Below are 21,352 nucleotides of genomic sequence, written 5' to 3' on the forward strand. Positions count from 1 at the left end.
GACTGTCTCCCTGGTGAAATCGGATCCATAAAAAAAGCACAGGAAGACTGAGCCGGTGGGGGCCGGCAGTCAACCGGATTGAAGATCAAAAGATCGCAGGCTTCGCCAGCTCCTACATGGGCTCGGCGTACACCTGTAGGAGCTGCCGCAGGCTGCGATCTTTTGACTTTAAAGGCCCTCCAACTCCGCCATCAGGTCTTTCAACCGATCCACCTTCTCCTCGGTAATGTCGCTCGCCGCCAATCCGTCGATGTACTCGGCCAGCTCGGCCACCGTGCTGCACTCGAACATCGCCCGCAGCGGCACGTTGCGTTGCAGGGCTTTTTGCACCCGCGAGGCGATCTGTGTGGCCAGCAGCGAATGCCCGCCGAGTTCGAAGAAGTTGTCATGCACGCCGACCTTCTCGACCTTCAACACCTCGGCCCAAATATCCGCCAGGGTCTGTTCCTGCTCATTGCGCGGCGCCTGATAGTCCTGGCTCTGCAACTGGCCGATTTCCAGTACCGGCAAGGCCTTGCGATCGAGTTTGCCGTTGGCGTTGAGCGGCAGCTTGTCGAGCCACAACCAGTGCAGCGGCACCATGTATTCCGGCAATTCTGCGCGCAGACGTTGCTTGATACGCTCCAGTCGTTCGTTCGGATTCAGCGACGAATCCGCTGCAACCAGATAGCCGACCAAATGCTTGCCGTTGACGCCTTCCTGCACACCGACCGCTGCATCGCGAACTTCCGGTTGCTCGTGCAGACGGGCCTCGATTTCACCCAGTTCGATGCGGTAACCGCGGATCTTCACTTGATGGTCGATACGCCCGACGTATTCCAGCACGCCGTCACTGCGACGTCGGGCCAGGTCGCCGGTGCGATACAAGCGATCCCCCGGTGCGCCGAACGGGTTCGGCACAAACACCTGAGCGGTACGCAACGGATCGCTCACATAGCCGCGCCCCACACCGGTACCAGCCACACACAACTCCCCCACCGCCCCCAACGGCACCAGTTCCAGCGCGCCATCGAGCAAGTACAAACGGTTGTTGTCGGTCGGCGTGCCAATCGGCAGATAACTGCCGCGCGTCGAAGCCAGGTCGACGCGGAAGAACGCCACATCGTCCGAGCATTCCGCCGGGCCATAGGCGTTCACCAAGCCAATTTCCGGGTAACGCAGCAACCATTGATGCGCCAGTTCCGGCGGCATTGCTTCACCGGTCGGCAGCATCCAGCGCAGACCGTCGAGACTCATGCGGTCCTGGGCGAGCATGCCCTGAATCAACGATGGCACGCTTTCCAGCACGGTGATGCCGTGGCTCTGAACATGGGCCAGCAAGCCTTGTGGATCGTGGGCGATGCTGTTCGGCACAATGTCCACCCGAGCGCCGAACAGCGGTGCCGCGAGGAACTGCCAGACCGAAATATCGAAGCTTTGCGAAGCAGTCTGAGCGATCACATCGGCGGCGCTCAGTTTCAGGTACGGCACCTTGCTCAACTGGTTATTGAGCATGCCGCGCTGCTCCACCATCACGCCCTTCGGCAGACCGGTGGAACCCGAGGTGTAAATCACGTAGGCAAGATTATCAGGGCCGCTGTAAATACCCGGATTGGCCACCGAAACATCACTCGCCTGCACCTCTTCCCAGACCAGCAATCGAGGTCGGTTGGCACAACCAAACTCTTCCAGCAGCGCGACGGCTTGTTCATGACACGCCTGAGTACAAACCAGCAACGGCGTGCGGCTCAGGTCGATGATCCGGCTCAGACGCTGACTCGGCAGGCCCGGGTCCAGCGGCAAGTAACCGGCACCGGCCTTGAAGCTGCCGATGATCATGCCCAGCAGATCGAGGTTACGTTCGGCGAGCAGCGCCACCGGTTGATCCAGGCCGACGCCGGCCGCAATCAGCGCATGGCCGAGACGGTTGCCGCGCTGGTTCAGCTCAACGTAGCTGTGCTGCTGATCCAGGCAACTGGCGGCAACTCGCTGTGGATGCTCGGCAACCTGCGCTTCGAACAATGAGACATAGCTCTGTTCCAGCGGATACTCGTGTTGGCTCTGGTTGCAGCCATGAATCAGAAAGTCCTGCTCTTCGTTGCCCAGCAGCGGCAGATCGGCCATGTCGCCATGGAAGCCTTCGACCAGCGCCAGCAACAGGCGCTTGAATTCGCCGAGCATGCGCTCGACCGTGGATTCGTCGAAATATCGCTGGTCGTAGGACAGGTGCAAGCCCAGGTCATCGCCCGGATAACACACCGCCGTCAACGGGAAGTTGGTGTGGGTGCGGCCCGAATCCGAGGTGGCGTTAAGGCTTTGCGCACGGTCCAGCACCGAGACTTCCACCGGCGCGTTTTCGAACACGAACAGGCTGTCGAACAGCGGCTGGCCTTTGGGCAGTTCGCTGTTTTCCTGGATGCTCACCAGCGGCAAGTATTCGTACTCGCGCAGTTGCATGTTGCTGTCGAGCAAACCGCTGAGCCACTGACGAACGCTGCAACGCTGATCGTCTTCGGGCATTTTCACCCGCAGGGCGATGCTGTTGATGAACAGCCCGACCGTGCTTTGCATCTCCGGCATTTCCACCGGGCGCCCAGCGACCGTGACACCGAACAGCACGTCGCGATCACCGCTCAAGCGACGCAGCACCAGCGCCCACGCCGCCTGGGCGAAGGTGTTGATGGTCAGCTGATGGGCCTGAGCTAGTTCGCGCAATTGCGCACCCTCGCGGGCATCGAGTCGGGTATAGCGGTCACCGACGATCATGCCGCCGCTGTCGCCGGCATGTTCACGCAGGAACGGCCGGTCGCTCGGAATCGGCGTGGTGCGCTCGAAGCCTCGCAGGTTCTGCTGCCACCACTGTCGCGCTTCTGCCAGGCTCTGGCGTTGCAGCCAACCAATGTAATCGCGATAACGCGGCGGCACCGCCAGTTGCGCTTCGCGGCCTTCGCCGAGGGCGGTGTAGATCTCGAAGAAATCGTTCATCAGCAGCGAACGGCACCAGGCATCGATAAGGATGTGGTGGTTGCTCATCATGAACCAGTAACGCGCCGCGGCCACGCGGATCAAGCGCAGGTGGAACGGTGCCTGATTGAGCAGATCGAACCCGGCCTCACGCTCGCTTTTCAGCAACGCCTGCAACTTCGGCTCTTGCTCGGTTTCGGCAACCGCGCTCCAGTCCAGATATTCGATCGGCGTGCTACCCGGTTTGTGGATCACTTGCAGCATGTCTTCGCCGACATTCCAGCAGAACGAGGCGCGCAAGGCTTCATGTCGGGCGATCACCGCTTGCCAGGCCTGAGCGAAACGTTGCGGGTCGAGCTCGCTGTTGATGCGGTAACGGTCCTGCATGTAGTAGAGGCCGGTGCCCGGTTCGAGCAAGGTGTGCAGCAGCATGCCTTCCTGCATCGGGGTCAGCGGGTAAACGTCTTCGATCATCGCCGCTGGCACTGGCAATGCGTCGAGTTGCGGCTGAGTCAGTCGGGCCAACGGGAAGTCCGACGGCGTCAGCCCGCCCGCGTGGTCGCTCAGGCAGTGCTGGATCAGGCTTTGCAATTCGCCCAGATACGCCTCTGCCAGTTTGGTGATGGTTTGCAGATCGTGGCGTTCGGCGCTGAAGGTCCAGCGCAGCACCAACTCACCGCCATACACCTGACTGTCGACGCTCAGCTCATTGGGCAGCGGAGCGTGTGGATCATGGGCCGCGCCGACCGTTTCATCGAGCGGACGGAACAGCGCATCGCTGCCGAAACTCTGGTCGAACTGCCCCAGGTAGTTGAAGGTGATCGGCGCCACCGGCAACACAGCCATGGTCTGACGGCACACGCCATCGGCCAGGTAACGCAGCACGCCATAACCCAAACCTTTGTGCGGCACCGCGCGCAATTGCTCCTTGATCGCCTTGATCGAGGCACCCTGTTCACTCATGGGTGTGAGGCGCAGTGGATAGGCGCTGGTGAACCAGCCCACGGTTCGGGTCAGGTCGATCTCGTCGAACAGGGTTTCGCGACCGTGGCCTTCGAGTTGAATCAACGCCGATTCGTGACCGCTCCAGCGGCACACCACACGGGCCAATGCGGTCAGCAGCAGATCATTGACCTGAGTGCGATAGGCCGTCGGCGCCTGTTGCAGCAGTTGGCAGGTACGCTCGCTGTCGAGGCGCACGCTGACGGTTTGCGCGTGACGATTTTGCTGACCACCCTGCGGACGATCACAGGGCAATTCAGCGCTTGGGCCGGCCAGTTGCGTCTGCCACCAGCTCAATTCTTCACGCAGGGATTCGCTGCCGGCGTAAGCCTGCAACCGTGCGGCCCAGTCCTTGAAGCCGCTGGTTTTTGCCGGCAGTTTTGCCGACTGCCGGGACTCGAGTTGACGATAAACCGTTTGCAGATCGTCCAGCAGCACCCGCCACGACACCCCGTCCACCACTAGGTGGTGAATGGCGATGAACAGCCGTTGTTGCCCCTCGGAATCATCCACCAGCAGCGCCCGCATCAGCGGCCCTTGCTCAAGGTCGAGGCTGCGTTGGGCATCGGCGAACAGCGCCACGCATTTGTCCATGGCCGGCACGTGCACCTGCCACAGCACGGCGGCGTCGGAAACCGCCTGATGCTCGGCCTGCCAATGGCCGGCGACTTCGGTAAAGCGCAGGCGCAAGGCGTCGTGCTGTTCGATCACCGCCAGCAGCGCTTGCTCCAGACGATGTGGATCGAGCGCTACGGTCGGCTCCAGCAGCAGCGCCTGGTTCCAGTGTTGACGCTGCGGGATTTCAGTGTCGAAGAACCAGTGCTGAATCGGCGTCAAACGCGACTCACCGCTCAGCAAACCTTGCTCGGCCATGACCTGCTCGGTGCGGGTCGCGACGGCGGCCAGCGTCTGCACGGTCTGGTGCTGGAACAGATCACGCGGGCTGAAGTGGATGCCCTGCTGCCGCGCACGGCTGACCACCTGGATCGACAGAATCGAATCGCCGCCCAGTTCAAAGAAGTTGTCGTTGAGGCCGACCTGCTGGACGTTCAGCACTTCGCACCAGATCCCGGCTAGGGTCAGCTCAAATTCGTTGCTCGGCGCCACGTACTGCTGTCGATTCAACTCCGGGTCCGGTGCCGGCAGTGCGCGACGGTCGAGCTTGCCGTTGGCGGTCAGCGGCATGCTGGCCAGCAGGATCAAGTGCGTCGGCACCATGTAATCCGGCAACTGCGATTTGAGCTGCGCCTTCAACGCTTCGCGCAATGCAGTTTGTTGCGCTTCATCCTGTTCGGCCACGCTGGTGACCAGATAGCCGACCAATTGCTTGCCGCTCGGTGCGTCGAGGGCCAGTACCACCGCTTCACGCACGAATTCGTGTTCCAGCAAACGGGTTTCGATCTCGCCCAATTCGATGCGGAAACCACGAATCTTCACTTGATGGTCAATCCGGTCGAGGTACTCAACCAGACCATCGGCACGCTGGCGCACCAAGTCGCCGGTGCGGTACAAACGTCCGCCATTGGCGGCGAACGGATCAGCAACAAACCGTTCAGCGGTCATGCCCGGACGCTGGTGATACCCCTGCGCCAGACCTGCACCGCCGACATACAATTCGCCCGTCGCGCCTTGCGGCACCAATGCCAGATCGGCGTCGAGGATGTAAGCGACGCGAGCGCCGATCACGCTGCCAATCGGCACGCTGCCCAGCCCTTCCTCCAGTTGCTCGGGTGCCAGGCTGGCAAGCGGCATGACCACGGTTTCAGTCGGGCCGTAGGCGTTGAAAAACACGCTCGGTTTGAACGCCGCGCGAATCCGTTGCAAGTGTTCGCCGGTCAGGGCCTCGCCGCCAGTAATGCACATGCGCACCGGCAGGGTTTCGCCCTGGGTCGCCAGCCATTGCGCCAACTGGCTGCCGTAGCTTGGGGTGAAACCAAGAATGTTGATGCTGTGCCGACGAATCAGCCCGCAGATTTCTTGCGCATCCCACTGGCCTTGAGCACGCAGGACAACCTGCGCACCGCTCAACAGCGGCACCAGCAGACGTTCGGTCGCGGCATCGAAGTTAATCGAATAGAAGTGCAACTCGCAGTCGTCCGGGCGCATGCCGAAGCGCTCGATCACTGCACGGCAATGCATGGCGATTTCACCGTGGGACACCACCACGCCTTTCGGTTTACCGGTGGAGCCGGAGGTGTAAATCAGGTACGCCTGATGTTGCGGCAGACTGATAAACGGCAGTTCGCTGGCCGGATAGTTGGCCAGTGCAGCGGCGTCGTCTTCCAGGCACCAGCGGCCGACGTTGACCGGCAATTCACCGAGCGCCGCGAACATCGCCGCATCGCTGAGCAGCAAACCGATGCCGCTGTCTTCAATCATGTAGTGCAAGCGGTCCAGCGGGTATTCCGGGTCCAGCGGCACATAAGCGCCACCAGCCTTGAGGATCGCCAGCAGGCCGATGACCATCTCCAGAGAACGCTCCAGCGCTAGACCGACCCGAACCTGCGGCCCGACACCGCGCTCGCGCAGCATCCAGGCCAGACGATTGGCGCGACTGTCGAGCTCGGCGTAGCTCAGTGTTTGCCCGGCGAACGTCAGGGCCGGCGCGTCCTTGCGCACCAGCGCCTGTTCGCTGAACAGGTGATGGATGCATTGATCGAGGCGATGCTCGCCCGGCTCAATGCCGAGGCTGTCGAGCAGGTTTTGCTGTTCGCTGGCTTCCAGCAACGGCAGTTCGCTGAGGCGTTGTTGCGGATCAGCGAGCAACGCTTCCAGCAGGTTGCGCCAGTGCCCGGCCATACGCGCAATGCGCGGTTCATCGAACAAATCGGTGCTGTAAGTCAGGCAGCAACCGAGGCGATGGTCGAGGTCGGTGACTTCCAGGTTGAGGTCAAACTTGGTCGCTCGCGCATCGTTGGCCAGGTACTCGACAGTCATCCCGGCCAGGGTGCGGCTCTGCTGGAATTCCCAGCGCTGCACGTTGCACATCACCTGGAACAGCGGGTTGTAAGCCGCACTGCGCGGTGGCTGCAAGGCTTCCACCAGATGATCGAACGGCAGGTCCTGATGGGACTGGCCTTCGATCACCGTGTGGCGAACCTGCTCGAACAACTCGCCGACAGACATCTGCCCGTCGAGCTGGCAACGCAGCACTTGAGTGTTGAGGAACGCACCGATCAGCCCTTCGCTTTCAGGGCGAATGCGGTTGGCCACCGGCGCACCAATGCGCAGATCGGTCTGGCCGCTGTAGCGGTAAAGCAGCACCGCCAGCGCGGCCGTCATGGTCATGAACAGAGTCAGACCGTTGTAGGCATTGAAGGCACGAACCCGCGCCGCGAGGTCATCGCTGAGGTCGAAGCGGAACAGTTCGCCCTGATGGCTTTGCACCGGCGGACGCGGACGATCGGCGGGCAATTCCAGCAGCGGATGTTCGCGGCCCAGTTGCGCGGTCCAGTAATCGAGTTGGCGCTGACGTTCGCCGGACTCCAGCCACTGACGCTGCCACACGCTGTAATCCAGATACTGCACCGGCAGCGGCTGAAGCGGCGATTCGCGGTCATCGACGAACGCTTCGTAGAGCGCGCTGAGTTCCCGGGCGAAGATGTCCATCGCCCAACCTTCGGTGACGATGTGATGCAGGGTCAGGACGAAGTAATGCTCCTGCTCGGCGGTCTTGACCAGGCAAGCACGCAGTAGCGGCCCGGTTTCCAGATCGAATGGCTTATGGGCTTCGTCATCGGCCAGTTGTTGTACCCGTTGCTCACGGGTGTCGACCGCCAGCGCGGAAAAATCCTTCCAGTCCATGCGCAGGCGGGTGTCTGGATGAACCTGTTGGCGGGCCACGCCGTCGATGCTCGGGAAGGTCGTACGCAGGGTTTCGTGACGAATGATCAGCGCTTGCAATGCCGCTTCGAAACGCCCGACATCCAGCACGCCGCGCAACCGCGCCATGCCGCCGACGTTGTACGCGGGGCTGTCCGGTTCCATCTGCCAGAGGAACCACATGCGTTGCTGGGAATAGGAGAGTGGCACCGGCTGGTTGCGGTCGACCTTCTCGATCGGCGGTTGCTTGTTGGTTTTGCCGCTGGCCTGGATCAAGCGAACCTGCTCGGCAAAAGCGCCCAGCTCACTGGCCTCGAACAGCGCCCTTAGCGGCAACTCGACGTCGCAGGCCTGGCGGGTGCGGGAAATGATCTGCGTGGCCAGCAGCGAGTGGCCGCCGAGGGCGAAGAAGTCATCGCGCAGGCCGATCTGTGTTTGGCCCAGCACTTCACGCCAGATGCCGGCGATTTGTTGCTCAAGAGCAGTGACCGGTTCGACGTGTTCGCGAACTTGCCATTGAAGCTCCGGCAAGGCGCGGCGGTCGAGTTTGCCGCTCGGGCTCAGGGGCATTTCATCCAGACGCATGAGTTGCGCCGGGACCATGTATTCCGGCAGCTCAGCGGCCAGCGCGGTTTTCAGGCGCGTGGTTTGAGCCTCAATAGCTTCAGCGGAATCGGTAGAGGTGTAGTAACCGATCAACTGTCCGCCCACCGCCGTTTCGCGCACCAGCACCACCGCTTGGGTGACTCCGGTCTGCGCCAACAGACGCGCTTCGATTTCTTCCGGCTCGACACGAAAACCGCGCAGTTTGACTTGCTGATCGAGACGACCGAGGTATTCGATCACGCCGTCGGCGGTCCAGCGAGCACGGTCGCCGGTGCGGTACAGACGTGCGCCCTGCTCGCCCAGCGGATCGACCACAAAGCGTTCCGCGGTCAAGCCTGGACGACCAAGGTAACCTCGGGCCAATCCGATACCGCTGATACACAGTTCGCCCGGCACACCGGTCGGTACCGGATTGAGGTCGCTGTCGAGTACTCGGCAGAGGACGTTGCTCAATGGCCGGCCAATCGGTGAGCGCTCTCCATCAGCCATTGTGCAGTGCCAATGGGTGACGTTGATTGCCGTTTCGGTCGGGCCGTAGCGGTTGTGCAGTTGCACCGCCGGCAGGTGCGCCAGCACTCGGTTGCGCAGTTCGGCGGGCAAGGCTTCGCCGCCGGAGAACAGCCGGCGCAGGCTGGTGCATTCGGCGCTGAGCGGTTCGTCGATGAACAACGCTAGCAACGGCGGTACGAAGTGCAGTGTGGTCACGCCGAATTGCTCGACCAGTTGCGCGATGCGGTGCGAATCGCGGTGTTCGCCGGGGCCGGCGAGCAGCAGGCGGCACCCGGTGATCAGCGGCCAGAAGCATTCCCACACCGACACGTCGAAACTGATCGGCGCTTTTTGCATCAGCACATCGGTCTGGTCCAGGCGGTAAGTGGCTTGCATCCATTGCAGCCGTTCAGCGAGGGCCGCGTGAGTGTTGCCAACGCCCTTCGGCTGACCGGTGGAGCCGGAGGTATAAATCACGTAGGCCAGGTTGTCGCCGTGCAGATGCAGACCCGGCGCATGACTTGGCCAGTTCTCCAGATGCAGGGCGTCCATGGCGATCACGCTGACGCCATCGGTGGCCGGCAAGCGGTCGAGCAATTCGGTTTGGGTCAGCAACAGTTCGACGCCACTGTCGCTGAGCATGTAGGCCAGGCGTTCAGCCGGGTAGTCCGGGTCCAGCGGCACATAAGCGCCGCCAGCCTTGATGATCGCCAGCAAGCCGATCAGCAACTGCGGCGAGCGCTCGGCGGCGATGGCCACGCACACGTCCGGGCCGACGCCTTTGTCGCGCAGGTAATGTGCCAGGCGGTTGGCCTGGGTATGCAGTTCGGCAAAACCCAGGCTGCCGCCGTCCCACAGCAGCGCGGTGCGCTCCGGGGTCTGGCGCGCTTGTTCATTGAGCAACTCAGGCAGCCATTGGCTGGCCGGTGTGCAGGGTGCGGCGCTCCAGGCGGATTGCTGATCGTGCTCACTCGACGTCAGCAGTTGCAGGTCGCCGATAGCGGTTTTTGGCTGCTCGCAAATGGCTCGCAGCAGGTTGGCGAAATGCTCGGCCAGTCGCTCGATAGTCGCCACGTCAAACAACTCGCGGGCATAGTCGAACGACAGGCTCAGGCGACCATTGCGGTCTTCTTCGCTGTGCAGTTGCAGATCGAACTTCGCTTCGCGACTGTGCCACGGCAGCTCTTCGGCGAGCAGTCCCGGCAAGCGACGCAGCGCAGTGAGATCCCGTTGCTGGTGGTTGAACATCACCTGGAACAAGCCCTGCTCGCGGGCCTGCGGGAAAGCTTCGAGCAGTTGCTCGAACGGTAGATCCTGATGCGCTTGCGCACCCAATGCGGCTTGACGGGTTTGCGCCAGCAACTCAACGAATGGCAGTCGCAAATCCACCTCGGCGCGCAGCACCTGGGTGTTGATGAAGAAACCGATCAGCCCTTGGGTTTCCAGACGCGGACGGTTGGCATTTGGCACGCCGACGCGGATGTCGCGTTGACCGCTGTAGCGATGCAACAGACTCTGGAATGCCGCGAGCAACAGCATGAACGACGTCGATTCATGGGCCTGGGCAGTCTGGCGAATGGCATCGCTCAGGCTCGCGTCCAAACGCAGTGTGTGGCGGGCGGCGCTGTGAATGTGTTGCGCCGAGCGCGGATGATCGGTGGCCAGGCTCAGGGTCGGATGATCAACGCCCAACTGCGCTTTCCAGTAAGCGAGTTGACGCTCGCCCTCCCCTTGCGCCAACCACTGGCGCTGCCAACTGCCGTAGTCGGCGTATTGCGTCGGCAACGCTGGAAGGCTGGCGCTCTGGCCTTGAGAAGCGGCCGCGTACAGCCGCGAGAATTCGTCGATCAGCACGTTCATCGACCAACCGTCGGCGATGATGTGGTGCATCGTCACCAGCAATTGATGGTCCTCATCGCCGAGGCGCACCAGGGTCACCCACAGCAGCGGGCCTTTTTCCAGATCGAACCGGGTGCGGGCTTCGTCCTCGCGGATCTGCTGCGCGCGGGCTTCACGCTTGGCGGCTGGCAGGTCGCTGATGTCGATCACTTGCAGGTTGAATTCGCCGGCAGCAATGACCTGTTGCAGGGCTACGCCGTCACGCTCGAAAAACCGTGTGCGCAGGGATTCGTGACGCTCGATCAGTTGCTGGAAACTGGCGCGCAAGGCGTCTTCGTCCAGTTCGCCGCGCAGGCGCAAGGCACCGGGAATGTTATAGGCGCTGCTCTGCGGGTCGAGTTGCCAGGTGATCCACAAACGGTTTTGCGCCAGGGATTGCGGCATGGCTTCGCTGCGCGACAAGGGCATGATCGCGCCTTGGGCCACGCCGCCATCCTGTTGTTGCCGGGCGACCGCGGCAGCGAATGCGCCGAGGGTTGGCGCTTCGAACAACAGGCGCAGATTCAGCTCCAGCCCCAGCTTTTCACGCAGGCGTGCGACTACTTGAGTGGCGGCGATGGAGTTGCCGCCGAGCAGGAAGAAGTGATCGTCGGCGTTGACCTGCTTGACCTGCAATTGCTCACACCAGATCTGGCCAATCAGGGTTTGCAGCTCTGAGCCGGTGTTGGTTTCAAACGCGTTTGCGACGTCTGCCGACGGGAATAGCGCATAGCTGTCGAGGCTGCCATCGGCCAGGCGATTGCGGCACGCCGAGCGCTGCAACTTGCCACTGGACGTCTTCGGCAACGCCCCCGGATTGAGCAATACCACCACACTCGGTGCTTCCTGATACGCCTCGGCCACCGCTTGACGGATGGCTTTTATCAGCGCCTCGGGCGGCAGGATTTTCTGCACACTGCGGCTGATTTCCGCGGCGATACCGATGCCCTCCTGCCCCTCGATGTTGACCGCGAATGCGGCCACGCGACCTTTGCGCACCACCTCCACTTCACGCTCGATGGTCTGCTCGATGTCCTGCGGATAAAGGTTGTGACCGCGAACGATCAGCATGTCTTTCAGGCGCCCGGTGATGAACAATTCCCCGTCACGCAAAAAGCCCAGGTCGCCGGTGCGCAGCCAGGTGCGGCCGGCGTGCTGGACGAAAGTCTTGGCCGTGGCTTCGGGGTTGCGCCAGTAACCATGGGCGATGCTCGGCCCGGCAGCCCAGACCTCACCGACCGCGTTGTCGGCGAGTTCTTCGAGCGATACGGTATCGACAATCAGCACTGCGTGATCCGGCTGGCTGATGCCGCAACTCATGATCGGACTGCCATCGCCCGGCTCGGCTCGGTTCTGCGCCAGGGCCTGATCATCCACACGCAACGATGGAATGCCCTGACCGCGGGGGCTGCCGGCAACGAATAGCGTGGCTTCCGCCAGACCGTAAGAGGCCATGAAGCTGTCCGAGGTAAAGCCACACGCAGCGAACTTCTCGGCGAAGCGTTCCAGGGTGTCGAGGCGAATCGGTTCGGAACCGGAATACGCCACGCGCCAGCCACTCAGGTCGAGGCGTTCCAGCGCCGATTCGCTGACCCGTTCGCTGCACAGTCGATAGGCGAAGTCCGGCCCGCCGCTGATGGTGCCGCCGTATTCGCTGATCGCCTCCAACCAGCGCAATGGTCGGCCGAGGAAGTACGCCGGCGACATCAACACACAGGGCACGCCGCTGAAAATCGGCTGCAACAGGCCGCCGATCAGGCCCATGTCGTGGTACAGCGGCAGCCAGCTGACGATCACGTCGTCGGGGTTCAGATCGATGCCGAAGCCATGACGAATCAGCAGTTCGTTGGCCACCAGGTTGCCGTGACTGACTTGCACACCTTTAGGCAACGCCGTGGAGCCGGAGGTGTATTGCAGGAAGGCGATGTGGTCGCCGTGCAAGTCCGGCGCGACCCAGCGTTCGGCCAAGGCGCTGTCAAGGGTGTCGACACACAGCAGCGGCGGCGCCTCGTTAATTTGCAGCAACTCGTCGCGCAGGTCGGCGCTGGTCAACAGCAATCGCGGTTCGGCATCGCTAATGATCGACAGCAGACGTTCCTGGTGATGACGACGGGTCGATTCAGGCGGATAGGCCGGCACTGCAATTACACCTGCGTACATACAGCCAAAAAACGCCGCGACGTAATCCGGGCCGCTGGGAAACAGCAGCACTGCGCGATCACCGAACGAAGCCTCGGCTTGCAACGCGCCGGCAATGGTTCGCGCCCGTTGATCGAGCTCACGATAACTGAGCACCACAGCCTGATCCTGGGTTTCGGCGAGAAAACGCAAGGCCACCCGGTCCGGCGTCAGGGCCGCGCGGCGCTGAAGGGCTTGGACCAGTGTGCTAGGGAGTTCGAACGCGTCGGTCATGAGGTTTCCTGCCTGAATTCGGCTTGCAAGTGGAATCGGTTTTCGTACGTCACGCCCGTTCATGGACATGCAGGACGCGGTCTTCGCCGACCGCGCAAGGCTTGGGAATGCTGGTTTGGCCGAAGCTTGCGCCCGCAGCCATTCACCAATGAGAACGGATGAGGTCTTGAAATAATTAGTCTCAAGGCTAGGGCGCCAGCAGGCTTGAGGTCGGTAGGTGAGTCAGCGTGTCGCAGTTCTCACTCTGCTCTTATGCGGAGCATTAATTCTCTTTCTCAATTGACAATCATTATCATTCAACCTAATTTGTCGCTCGATGTGTAGGACGACGCCGATCCCCCTGTCGTCCCACGACCCTATTTGCAGCAAGGTGATTTCCAATGACGGAACAAGTATCCACAAGCAGGTGCGATTCACCTCTACTTCAGGCCTTCGTCGACAACCGACTGATTCTGGTCAAGATTGCCGCCCGCATCACCGGTTGCCGATCACGCGCTGAAGATGTGGTGCAGGATGCGTTCTTCCGGCTGCAATCGGCGCCGCAGATCACATCGTCAATCAAGGCTCAGCTCAGTTACCTGTTCCAGATCGTGCGCAACCTGGCGATCGATCATTACCGCAAGCAGGCGCTGGAGCAGAAGTATTCGGGCCCGGAAGAGGAAGGTCTGAACGTGGTGATTCAGGGCGCTTCGCCGGAAACCTCGCATATGAATTTTTCGACCCTGGAAAACATCGCCGATGCGCTGACGGAGCTGCCCAGCCGCACCCGTTACGCCTTCGAGATGTACCGCCTGCACGGCGTGCCGCAAAAAGACATCGCCAAGGAACTCGGCGTCTCGCCAACCCTGGTGAACTTCATGATTCGTGATGCGCTGGTGCATTGCCGCAAGGTGTCGGGCAATCGTGCGGATACCTTTGCTCGTCGCTGAGACCGTATCCAGTCGATAGAAAAGATCGCAGCCTTCGGCAGCTCCTACAGGGTTCACGCAATCCCATGTAGGAGCTGCCGAAGGCTGCGATCTTTTTTTCAGGCCAGATTGCACCGATCAAAAAACCGCTCACGCCCCAGCATCATCAACGCCGCGCGCTTGTGCGGGAAGTCGAACTCTTTTTCGCAGTGGAAACACTGATTATGCATATGCCCGATCATCTTCGCGTTGTCGGCGCGAGGCTCGGCGACCACCCGTTGAGTGCGTGGATCGTCGAGAAACAGGTAATGCACCAGCGCCGATAGCCAGCTCGCCACCTTGTGCGGGCCGCGGTGATGTTCTTCGCCCACCAGCATGTGAATGCCACGGTCGTAATCGCCGGAATCATAGAACGGCGCAATGCGATCTTCCTTGGCCCAATAGGCTTCGAAATACGCGAACGGCTGATCATCGAAACAACCGATCAGCGTCAAGGTGTGCGGGTCGGCTTCGAGTTTGCTCAGGTATTCGCGATGCTTCTCGAGACTGCCCTCCTCCTGCCAGAAACTCGCCACCCGCGGGCTGTTCTGCCAGCGGTTGAAACGCGCCAGGTCATGCTCGATTTCTACCGTGCGCAGGGAGACCCACGCACCGAGCCGCGCATCGAAGCGTCGATACACCTCACCACGGGGTTTCACTGCACGCAATGGATGGCGCTTGCCGCCGCTGATGACCATTTGCTGCGGATAGCTGCCGGTGCGCGACTCCCCCAGCCAAGGCTGGGGCAGCTGCCAGAACAGCGTGCGTTCGCAGCGATACTGGCCGGTGACGTCGGTCGCAATCAGCAACCCGCTGAGCAAGGCTTCGGTGGGCACGTCATCGAGGTGCCAGGTCAGACGCTGACAAGCCGCGTCACGGGCAAACAGCCAATAGCAGGCCGCCCAGAAAGCCTGACCGTCAGGGCGACCGAAGCGCTCCTCCAGCCGTAGATGCAACTCCGGCTCGCGGGTCAGCCGCAGTTCAATCAACGGCTGCCCTTGCAGGCTGAGGCTCAGGCGGCGGGCGGTTTCATCGGCTACAAGACAGTTGCCTGACGGCAAGGCCAGGGTGATCAGGTCATTCAGATTGGACATGGAGGGGGCTCACGGTAATCGTCGACAGTTCAACGATGTGACGTGAGCCGGAGCAGGAAATTTAAGCGCAGTCGCCAAATACGCGACCTGAGACGCGATTCAGGGTTTGCCCACCGGCACCAGGGCAATTTTGTAGGGATCGAAAATCTTCAGCATCTGGCCGTTGTTTCGCAGGCCTTGCAGCAACTTGCCAAATGCTTCGCCGGTAATCGGCGCCTGCGGGCGAATCAACGCGTAATGGTGATAGACCTGATCGACGCGTTGCGACACCAGCAATTGCTCGCCGACTTTCTCGTTACGCAGCAGGTAATCGCTCAGGTAGGAACGTGTCACCAAGGCAATGTCCGCTCGTGCGCGCAACACCATCAGCAAGTTGCTGTCATGGGAATAGGTCAGCGTGGCCTTGTAGGTGTCGGCCAGATACTTGGGATCGGCATTGAAATTGGCAAACTCGTAGTGATAGCCGCTGTACAGCGCCAGGCGCTTGCCCGTCAGGTCCTTGAAGTAATTCTCATCGCGATCGGGTTTCTTCTGCGCGACAAAGATTTCTGCATCTTCCAGGCCCATGTCGACGAGGGTGTGCGGGATGTCCTTCCACCCCCAGTCCGGGTTCTCGAAAATCGCCATGTCGACCCGGCCTTCCTTGAAATCGTTGAAACGTCGAGGAATCGAGGTGGGCACCAGCACAAACTGATAGTCGGTTTGCAACTGATTCAGCGCTTCCACCAATTGCGGCAACAGACCGGTGTCGGCGCCGGACTCCGGGCGCACGGTATAGGGTGGAAAATGCGCGGCACCGACCCGCACCAACTGTGCAGCCTGAGACGGCAACACGCAGCACACTGCAAGCGCCGCCAGCAAAAGCCGAGACACTGTTCGAATTGGTGAAGACATCAAAACAGCCTACTCCCCAAAAAAAATATCCATCAATGCATTCAAGCTAGGCGGTTTCGCCAACTTAGCCAGTTTCTTGCCGAGATAGACGGCTCACTGCCGTTCTTCAAGCACCAGAATCAACGCCTCATCGGCCAATTGATCGAGGCTCATGCTGCCATCGGCACGAAACCAGGTGGTGGTCCAGGACAACGCGCCCGTCAGGAAACGGCGGGTGATGAACACGTCGCCACGGATAAAACCGGCGTCCTTGGCTTCGCCCAGCACCTGCAGCCAGATGTCTTCATAAATATCACGCAGCGCCAGAACCTGCACCTGGCCTTCCGCTGACAGCGAACGCCACTCATACACCAGCACCGCCATGGCCTCACCGCTGCCGCCCATGATCGACTGCAATTCGCAGCGAATCAGCGCCAAAACCCGCTCGCGCACACTGCCGGCCTCGGCCAGGGCTGCGCGCATTAACGCGGTGTTGTAGCGAATGGTCTCTTCCATCACTGCCCGCAGGATCTCATCCTTGCTTTTGAAGTGATGAAAAATACTGCCTGATTGAATGCCGACGGCACCGGCCAGATCGCGCACGGTGGTACGTTCATAACCTTTATTACGAAACAGGTGAGCGGCCACTTGCAGCAGTTTGCCGCGGGCGCTGTCCGGGTCGGTCAATTGGCCGCTGTCGACCAATTCGCGCATCACCCTCAGGGCTTTTTGCTCGTCCACCCGTTCTCTCCTACAGTCGATCAATCAATTGCGCCGCTGGCCGCTAAAACAGCGGGGTTGCGCGGGCAATTTAAGCTGGCGGGGGCGACCAAGCAAGCGCTTGGGCAGAAGATATTTCAGTCGTTTACAAACCAAGCGCTTGCTTGGTAGTCTCGAAGCACTTCTGTCGGAGGTGGTTATGGAATTGGCTGCGCCCAAAACAATCCGCATCGGTTGCGCCAGCGCATTCTGGGGCGACACCTCGACCGCCGCCGAGCAACTGGTGGAAGGCGGGCGGCTGGACTATCTGGTATTCGATTATCTGGCCGAGATCACGATGTCGATCATGGCCGGGGCGCGGATGAAGGATCCAGGGGCCGGCTACGCCAGCGACTTCATCGAAGTCCTCAGTCCCCTCCTCAACCAACTCGCGGAACAGAAGATCCGCGTCATCAGCAATGCCGGCGGCGTCAATCCACAGGCTTGCGCCGCAGCCCTGCAAACGGCCTGCGACAAGGCTGGGGTAGCGCTGAAGATCGCCGTGTTGTCGGGTGACGATCTGCAACCTCAGTTCAAACGCCTGAGTAGCCTTGGCCTCCATGAAATGTTCAATGGCACGCCCCTGCCGCCGATGTGCGTGTCGACCAACGCCTACCTTGGCGCGCCGGGCATCGTCGAAGCCCTGCGCCTGGGCGCCGACATTGTGATTACCGGGCGCGTGGTCGACAGCGCCGTGGTCAGCGCCGCGCTGGTGCATGAGTTCGGCTGGTCGTGGCACGACTACGACAAACTCGCCCAGGCTGCATTGGCCGGGCACCTTATTGAATGTGGTGCCCAGTGCACCGGCGGCAATTTTACCGATTGGCACGACGTTTCCGACTACGAGCACATCGGCTTTCCGATCGTCGAAGTCGGCGCCGACGGCCAGTTTATCGTCAGCAAACCCGATGATTCCGGCGGCCTGGTCACGCCCCTGACCGTTGGCGAGCAGATGCTTTATGAAATCGGCGACCCGCGGGCCTATCTGCTGCCCGACGTGGTGTGCGATTTCAGTCAGGTCAAACTCGTGCAGCAAGGCAAAAACGCGGTGCAGGTGCATGGCGCAAAAGGCTTGCCGCCGACCGATCAGTACAAGGTCAGCGCCACGTATCCGGACGGTTTCCGCTGTACCGCCAGCTGCCTGATCGCCGGGATCGATGCCGTGGCCAAGGCCCGACGGGTCAGCCAGGCGATCATCAACAAGACCTCGGAAATCTTCAGCCAGCGCGGCTGGGCGCCCTACAGCGAAGTGAACATCGAACTGCTGGGCAGCGAAGCCACTTATGGCCCTCATGGTCAGCGCCAGGACAGCCGCGAAGTGGTGATCAAACTCGCCGTGCGCCACCCAAGCAAACAGGCCTTGATTCTGTTTTCCCGGGAAATCGCCCAGGCCGCCACCGGCATGGCACCGGGGTTGACCGGGATCGTCGGCGGGCGGCCGACGGTGTACCCGCTGATCCGGCTGTTTTCATTCCTGATCGACAAAACTGCCTGCACCCTGGAAATCCACCTCGCCGGTGAGCGCCACCCGTGCGCCCTGCCCGCCCTCGATGTACTCGACCCGGATGACTTGCCGCTACCGTTCGATCCGCCCCAACCAACAGAACGCGCCGACGCCAGCGTGGCCCTGATAAAACTCGCCGTGGCGCGCTCCGGCGACAAGGGCAATCACAGCAACATCGGCGTCATCGCCCGCCATCCCGACTACCTGCCGTGGATCGCCGAAGCGCTGACACCTGCGGTGGTGGTCGACTGGATGAGCCATGTCCTCGATCCGATCCACGGGCGTGTAGAACGCTGGTATTTACCCGGTACTGAGAGCTTTAATTTTCTTCTGGAGAACGCGCTCGGCGGTGGTGGTGTGGCCAGCCTGCGGATCGATCCGCAAGGCAAGGCGTTCGCTCAACAACTGCTGGAGATCCAGATTCCGGTGCCGCAGCGCATCGCCGATCAGGTCAACTAGAGGAAAACCGTCGCCATGGCTTATGACTCGATTTACAAACCCGACCTGTTCGCTGGCCAAAACATCATTGTCACCGGTGGCGGCAGCGGTATCGGCCGTTGCACCGCTCACGAGTTCGCAGCCCTCGGCGCGCAGGTGCTGCTGGTGGGGCGTAATGCCGAGAAACTGAAAAAGGTCGCCGCCGAAATCACCGAAGACGGCGGTAAAGCCAGTTGGCAGGTCTGCGATATCCGCGATGAAGACGCCGTCACGCAACTGGTCAGCGAACTGATCCGCAAACACGGGCCGATTCATGGGCTGGTCAACAATGCTGGCGGGCAGTACCCCTCGCCCCTGGCGTCGATCAACCAGAAAGGGTTCGAAACCATACTGCGCACCAACCTGGTGGGCGGTTTTCTGATGGCCCGAGAGGTGTTCAACCAGTCCATGAGCAAGCACGGCGGCGCCATCGTCAACATGCTCGCCGACATGTGGGGCGGCATGCCCGGCATGGGCCACTCGGGCGCGGCGCGCTCGGGCATGGACAACTTCACCAAGACCGCCGCGTTTGAATGGGGCTATGCCGGCGTGCGGGTCAACGCCGTCGCGCCGGGTTGGGTCGCCTCCAGCGGCATGGACACCTACGAAGGCGCGTTCCGGGCCGTGATCCCGACACTGTGCGAACACGTACCGCTCAAGCGCATCGGCACCGAATCGGAAATCAGCGCGGCGATTGTTTTCCTGCTCAGCCCGGCAGCCGCTTTTGTCAGCGGCAGCACGTTGCGCATCGACGGCGCCGCCAGCCTCGGCGGGAGGGCCTGGCCGATGCACAAGGCGCAGAACAGTCACTCGTACAACGGCTTTCATCGCGCTTATTTACCCGAAGTACTCAGACCCGACGCGTCCAAACCTGACGCCTCCAAGCCAGACGAGCTCAAGGACAAGGAGTAACCATGCCGGTCATCCAGTCCCAGGTAGATCCGTTCAGCGAAGCGTTCGCCCGCAACCGGGCGGCCATGCTGGCCGGCATCGAACAGGTCCGTCAGCTCGAGCAGAACTTGCTGAGCAAAGCCGCCGAAGCCAAGCCCAGGTTCGACAAGCGCGGGCAACTGCTGCCCCGGGAGCGGCTTAATCTGCTGCTCGACCCCGGTGCGCCGTTCCTCGAACTGGCGAGCCTGGCCGGCTATAAATTGCACGACGACAAGGACGGCAGCTCGGCCGGCGGCGGTTTGATCGCCGGGATCGGTTACGTGTCCGGCGTGCGGGTATTGGTGGTGGCGAACAACAGCGCGATCAAGGGCGGAACCATTTCCCCCAGCGGTTTAAAAAAGTCTCTGCGCCTGCAACAGATCGCCATGGAAAACAAACTGCCGGTAATCACCCTCGCGGAAAGCGGAGGCGCCAACCTCAATTACGCGGCGGAGATTTTCGTCGAAGGCGCGCGCAGCTTTGCCAATCAGGCGCGGATGTCGGCCATGGGCTTGCCGCAAATCACCGTGGTCCATGGCTCGGCCACGGCGGGCGGCGCTTATCAGCCGGGGTTGTCGGATTACGTGGTGGTGGTGCGCGGCAAGGCCAAGCTGTTTCTTGCCGGGCCGCCGCTGCTCAAGGCTGCCACCGGTGAAGTCGCTACCGATGAAGAGCTGGGCGGCGCCGAGATGCACGCGCAAACCGCCGGCACCGCCGAATACCTGGCCGAGAACGATGCCGATAGCGTGCGCCAGGTGCGCGAGATCATGAGCCTGTTGCCGTGGAACGATCAGCTGCAATGGTTACCCGAACGTCGGTGGGAAGAACCGCTCTACCCCATCGACGAACTGCTGGGTCTGATCCCGGATGACCCGAAAAAACCCTACGACGTGCGCGAAATCATCGCCCGGATTGCCGACGCTTCGAACTTCCTCGAGTTCAAGGGCGAATTCGACCAGCAAACAATCTGCGGGCATTTGCAGATTCAGGGTCGAGCCTGCGGTTTCATTGGCAACAACGGCCCGATTACGCCCAAAGGTGCGAGCAAGGCTGCACAATTCATTCAGCTCTGCGACCAGAGCCAGACGCCCCTGCTGTTTTTCCACAACACCACCGGTTTCATGGTCGGCACCGAGTCGGAACAACAAGGGGTGATCAAGCACGGCGCCAAAATGATTCAAGCGGTGGCCAATGCCCGAGTGCCCAAACTGACGATTGTCGTCGGCGGTTCCTACGGCGCCGGCAACTACGCGATGTGCGGCCGTGGCCTCGACCCGCGTTTCATCTTCGCTTGGCCCAACAGCCGCACCGCGGTGATGGGCGGTGCTCAGGCCGGCAAAGTGTTGCGGATCGTCACCGAAGCCAAACAGCTCAAGGACGGGTTGGTGCCCGACCCGAAAATGCTCGACATGCTGGAACAGGTCACCGCACAGAAACTCGACAGCCAGTCCACCGCGCTGTATGGCAGCGCCAATCTGTGGGACGACGGGCTGATCGATCCGCGAGACACCCGCACGTTGCTCGGGTATTTGCTGGATATCTGCCATGAGGCCGAAGTTCGTTCGCTGCAATCCAACAGTTTCGGCGTAGCCCGTTTTTGATGACGTGGAGCGTCT

General features: G+C 61.3%; 8 protein-coding genes. 4 read left to right on the top strand and 4 right to left on the bottom strand.

Going from position 1 to position 21,352, the window contains the following annotated elements; all coding sequences use genetic code 11:
- Nucleotides 1-168: 168 nt before the first annotated feature.
- Nucleotides 169-13,152 carry a non-ribosomal peptide synthetase gene (locus JFU11_RS26760; RefSeq protein WP_201062609.1) on the bottom strand — a complete coding sequence of 4,328 codons (12,984 nt, stop codon included), beginning with the start codon at nucleotides 13,150-13,152 and terminating at the stop codon, nucleotides 169-171.
- A gap of 380 nt (nucleotides 13,153-13,532) precedes the next feature.
- Here JFU11_RS26760 and JFU11_RS26765 point away from each other — a divergent pair, with 380 nt between their 5' ends.
- A complete protein-coding gene (locus JFU11_RS26765) occupies nucleotides 13,533-14,081 on the top strand; it encodes an RNA polymerase factor sigma-70 (protein WP_007894994.1) in 549 nt (182 codons plus the stop codon).
- Between the two features lie 98 nt (nucleotides 14,082-14,179).
- Here JFU11_RS26765 and JFU11_RS26770 read toward each other — a convergent pair whose 3' ends face one another.
- The 3 genes from JFU11_RS26770 to JFU11_RS26780 form a co-directional block, all read right to left on the bottom strand.
- On the bottom strand, nucleotides 14,180-15,193 hold the full coding sequence (locus JFU11_RS26770; RefSeq protein WP_201062610.1) for a GNAT family N-acetyltransferase: 1,014 nt from the start codon (nucleotides 15,191-15,193) through the stop codon (nucleotides 14,180-14,182).
- A gap of 99 nt (nucleotides 15,194-15,292) precedes the next feature.
- Complete coding sequence (locus JFU11_RS26775; RefSeq protein WP_201062611.1) at nucleotides 15,293-16,087, bottom strand: transporter substrate-binding domain-containing protein; 795 nt, start codon at nucleotides 16,085-16,087, stop codon at nucleotides 15,293-15,295.
- A 93-nt stretch (nucleotides 16,088-16,180) separates the two neighbouring features.
- Complete coding sequence (locus tag JFU11_RS26780; protein ID WP_201062613.1) at nucleotides 16,181-16,807, bottom strand: TetR family transcriptional regulator; 627 nt, start codon at nucleotides 16,805-16,807, stop codon at nucleotides 16,181-16,183.
- 178 nt (nucleotides 16,808-16,985) lie between these two features.
- Here JFU11_RS26780 and JFU11_RS26785 point away from each other — a divergent pair, with 178 nt between their 5' ends.
- The 3 genes from JFU11_RS26785 to atuC are packed head-to-tail and all read left to right on the top strand — an operon-like array spanning nucleotide 16,986 to nucleotide 21,337.
- Entirely contained in the window at nucleotides 16,986-18,788 is a 1,803-nt protein-coding gene (locus JFU11_RS26785; RefSeq protein ID WP_201062615.1) for an acyclic terpene utilization AtuA family protein, read from the top strand.
- A 15-nt stretch (nucleotides 18,789-18,803) separates the two neighbouring features.
- A complete protein-coding gene (locus JFU11_RS26790; RefSeq protein WP_201062617.1) occupies nucleotides 18,804-19,718 on the top strand; it encodes an SDR family oxidoreductase in 915 nt (304 codons plus the stop codon).
- Between the two features lie 2 nt (nucleotides 19,719-19,720).
- The gene (atuC, locus tag JFU11_RS26795) at nucleotides 19,721-21,337 is read left to right on the top strand and encodes a geranyl-CoA carboxylase subunit beta (protein WP_201062619.1); all 1,617 of its coding nucleotides are present in this window, start codon (nucleotides 19,721-19,723) and stop codon (nucleotides 21,335-21,337) included.
- Nucleotides 21,338-21,352 lie beyond the last annotated feature (15 nt).

The organism is Pseudomonas sp. TH37 (genome assembly GCF_016650735.1).
GTDB classification, from domain to species: Bacteria; Pseudomonadota; Gammaproteobacteria; order Pseudomonadales; family Pseudomonadaceae; genus Aquipseudomonas; species Aquipseudomonas farris.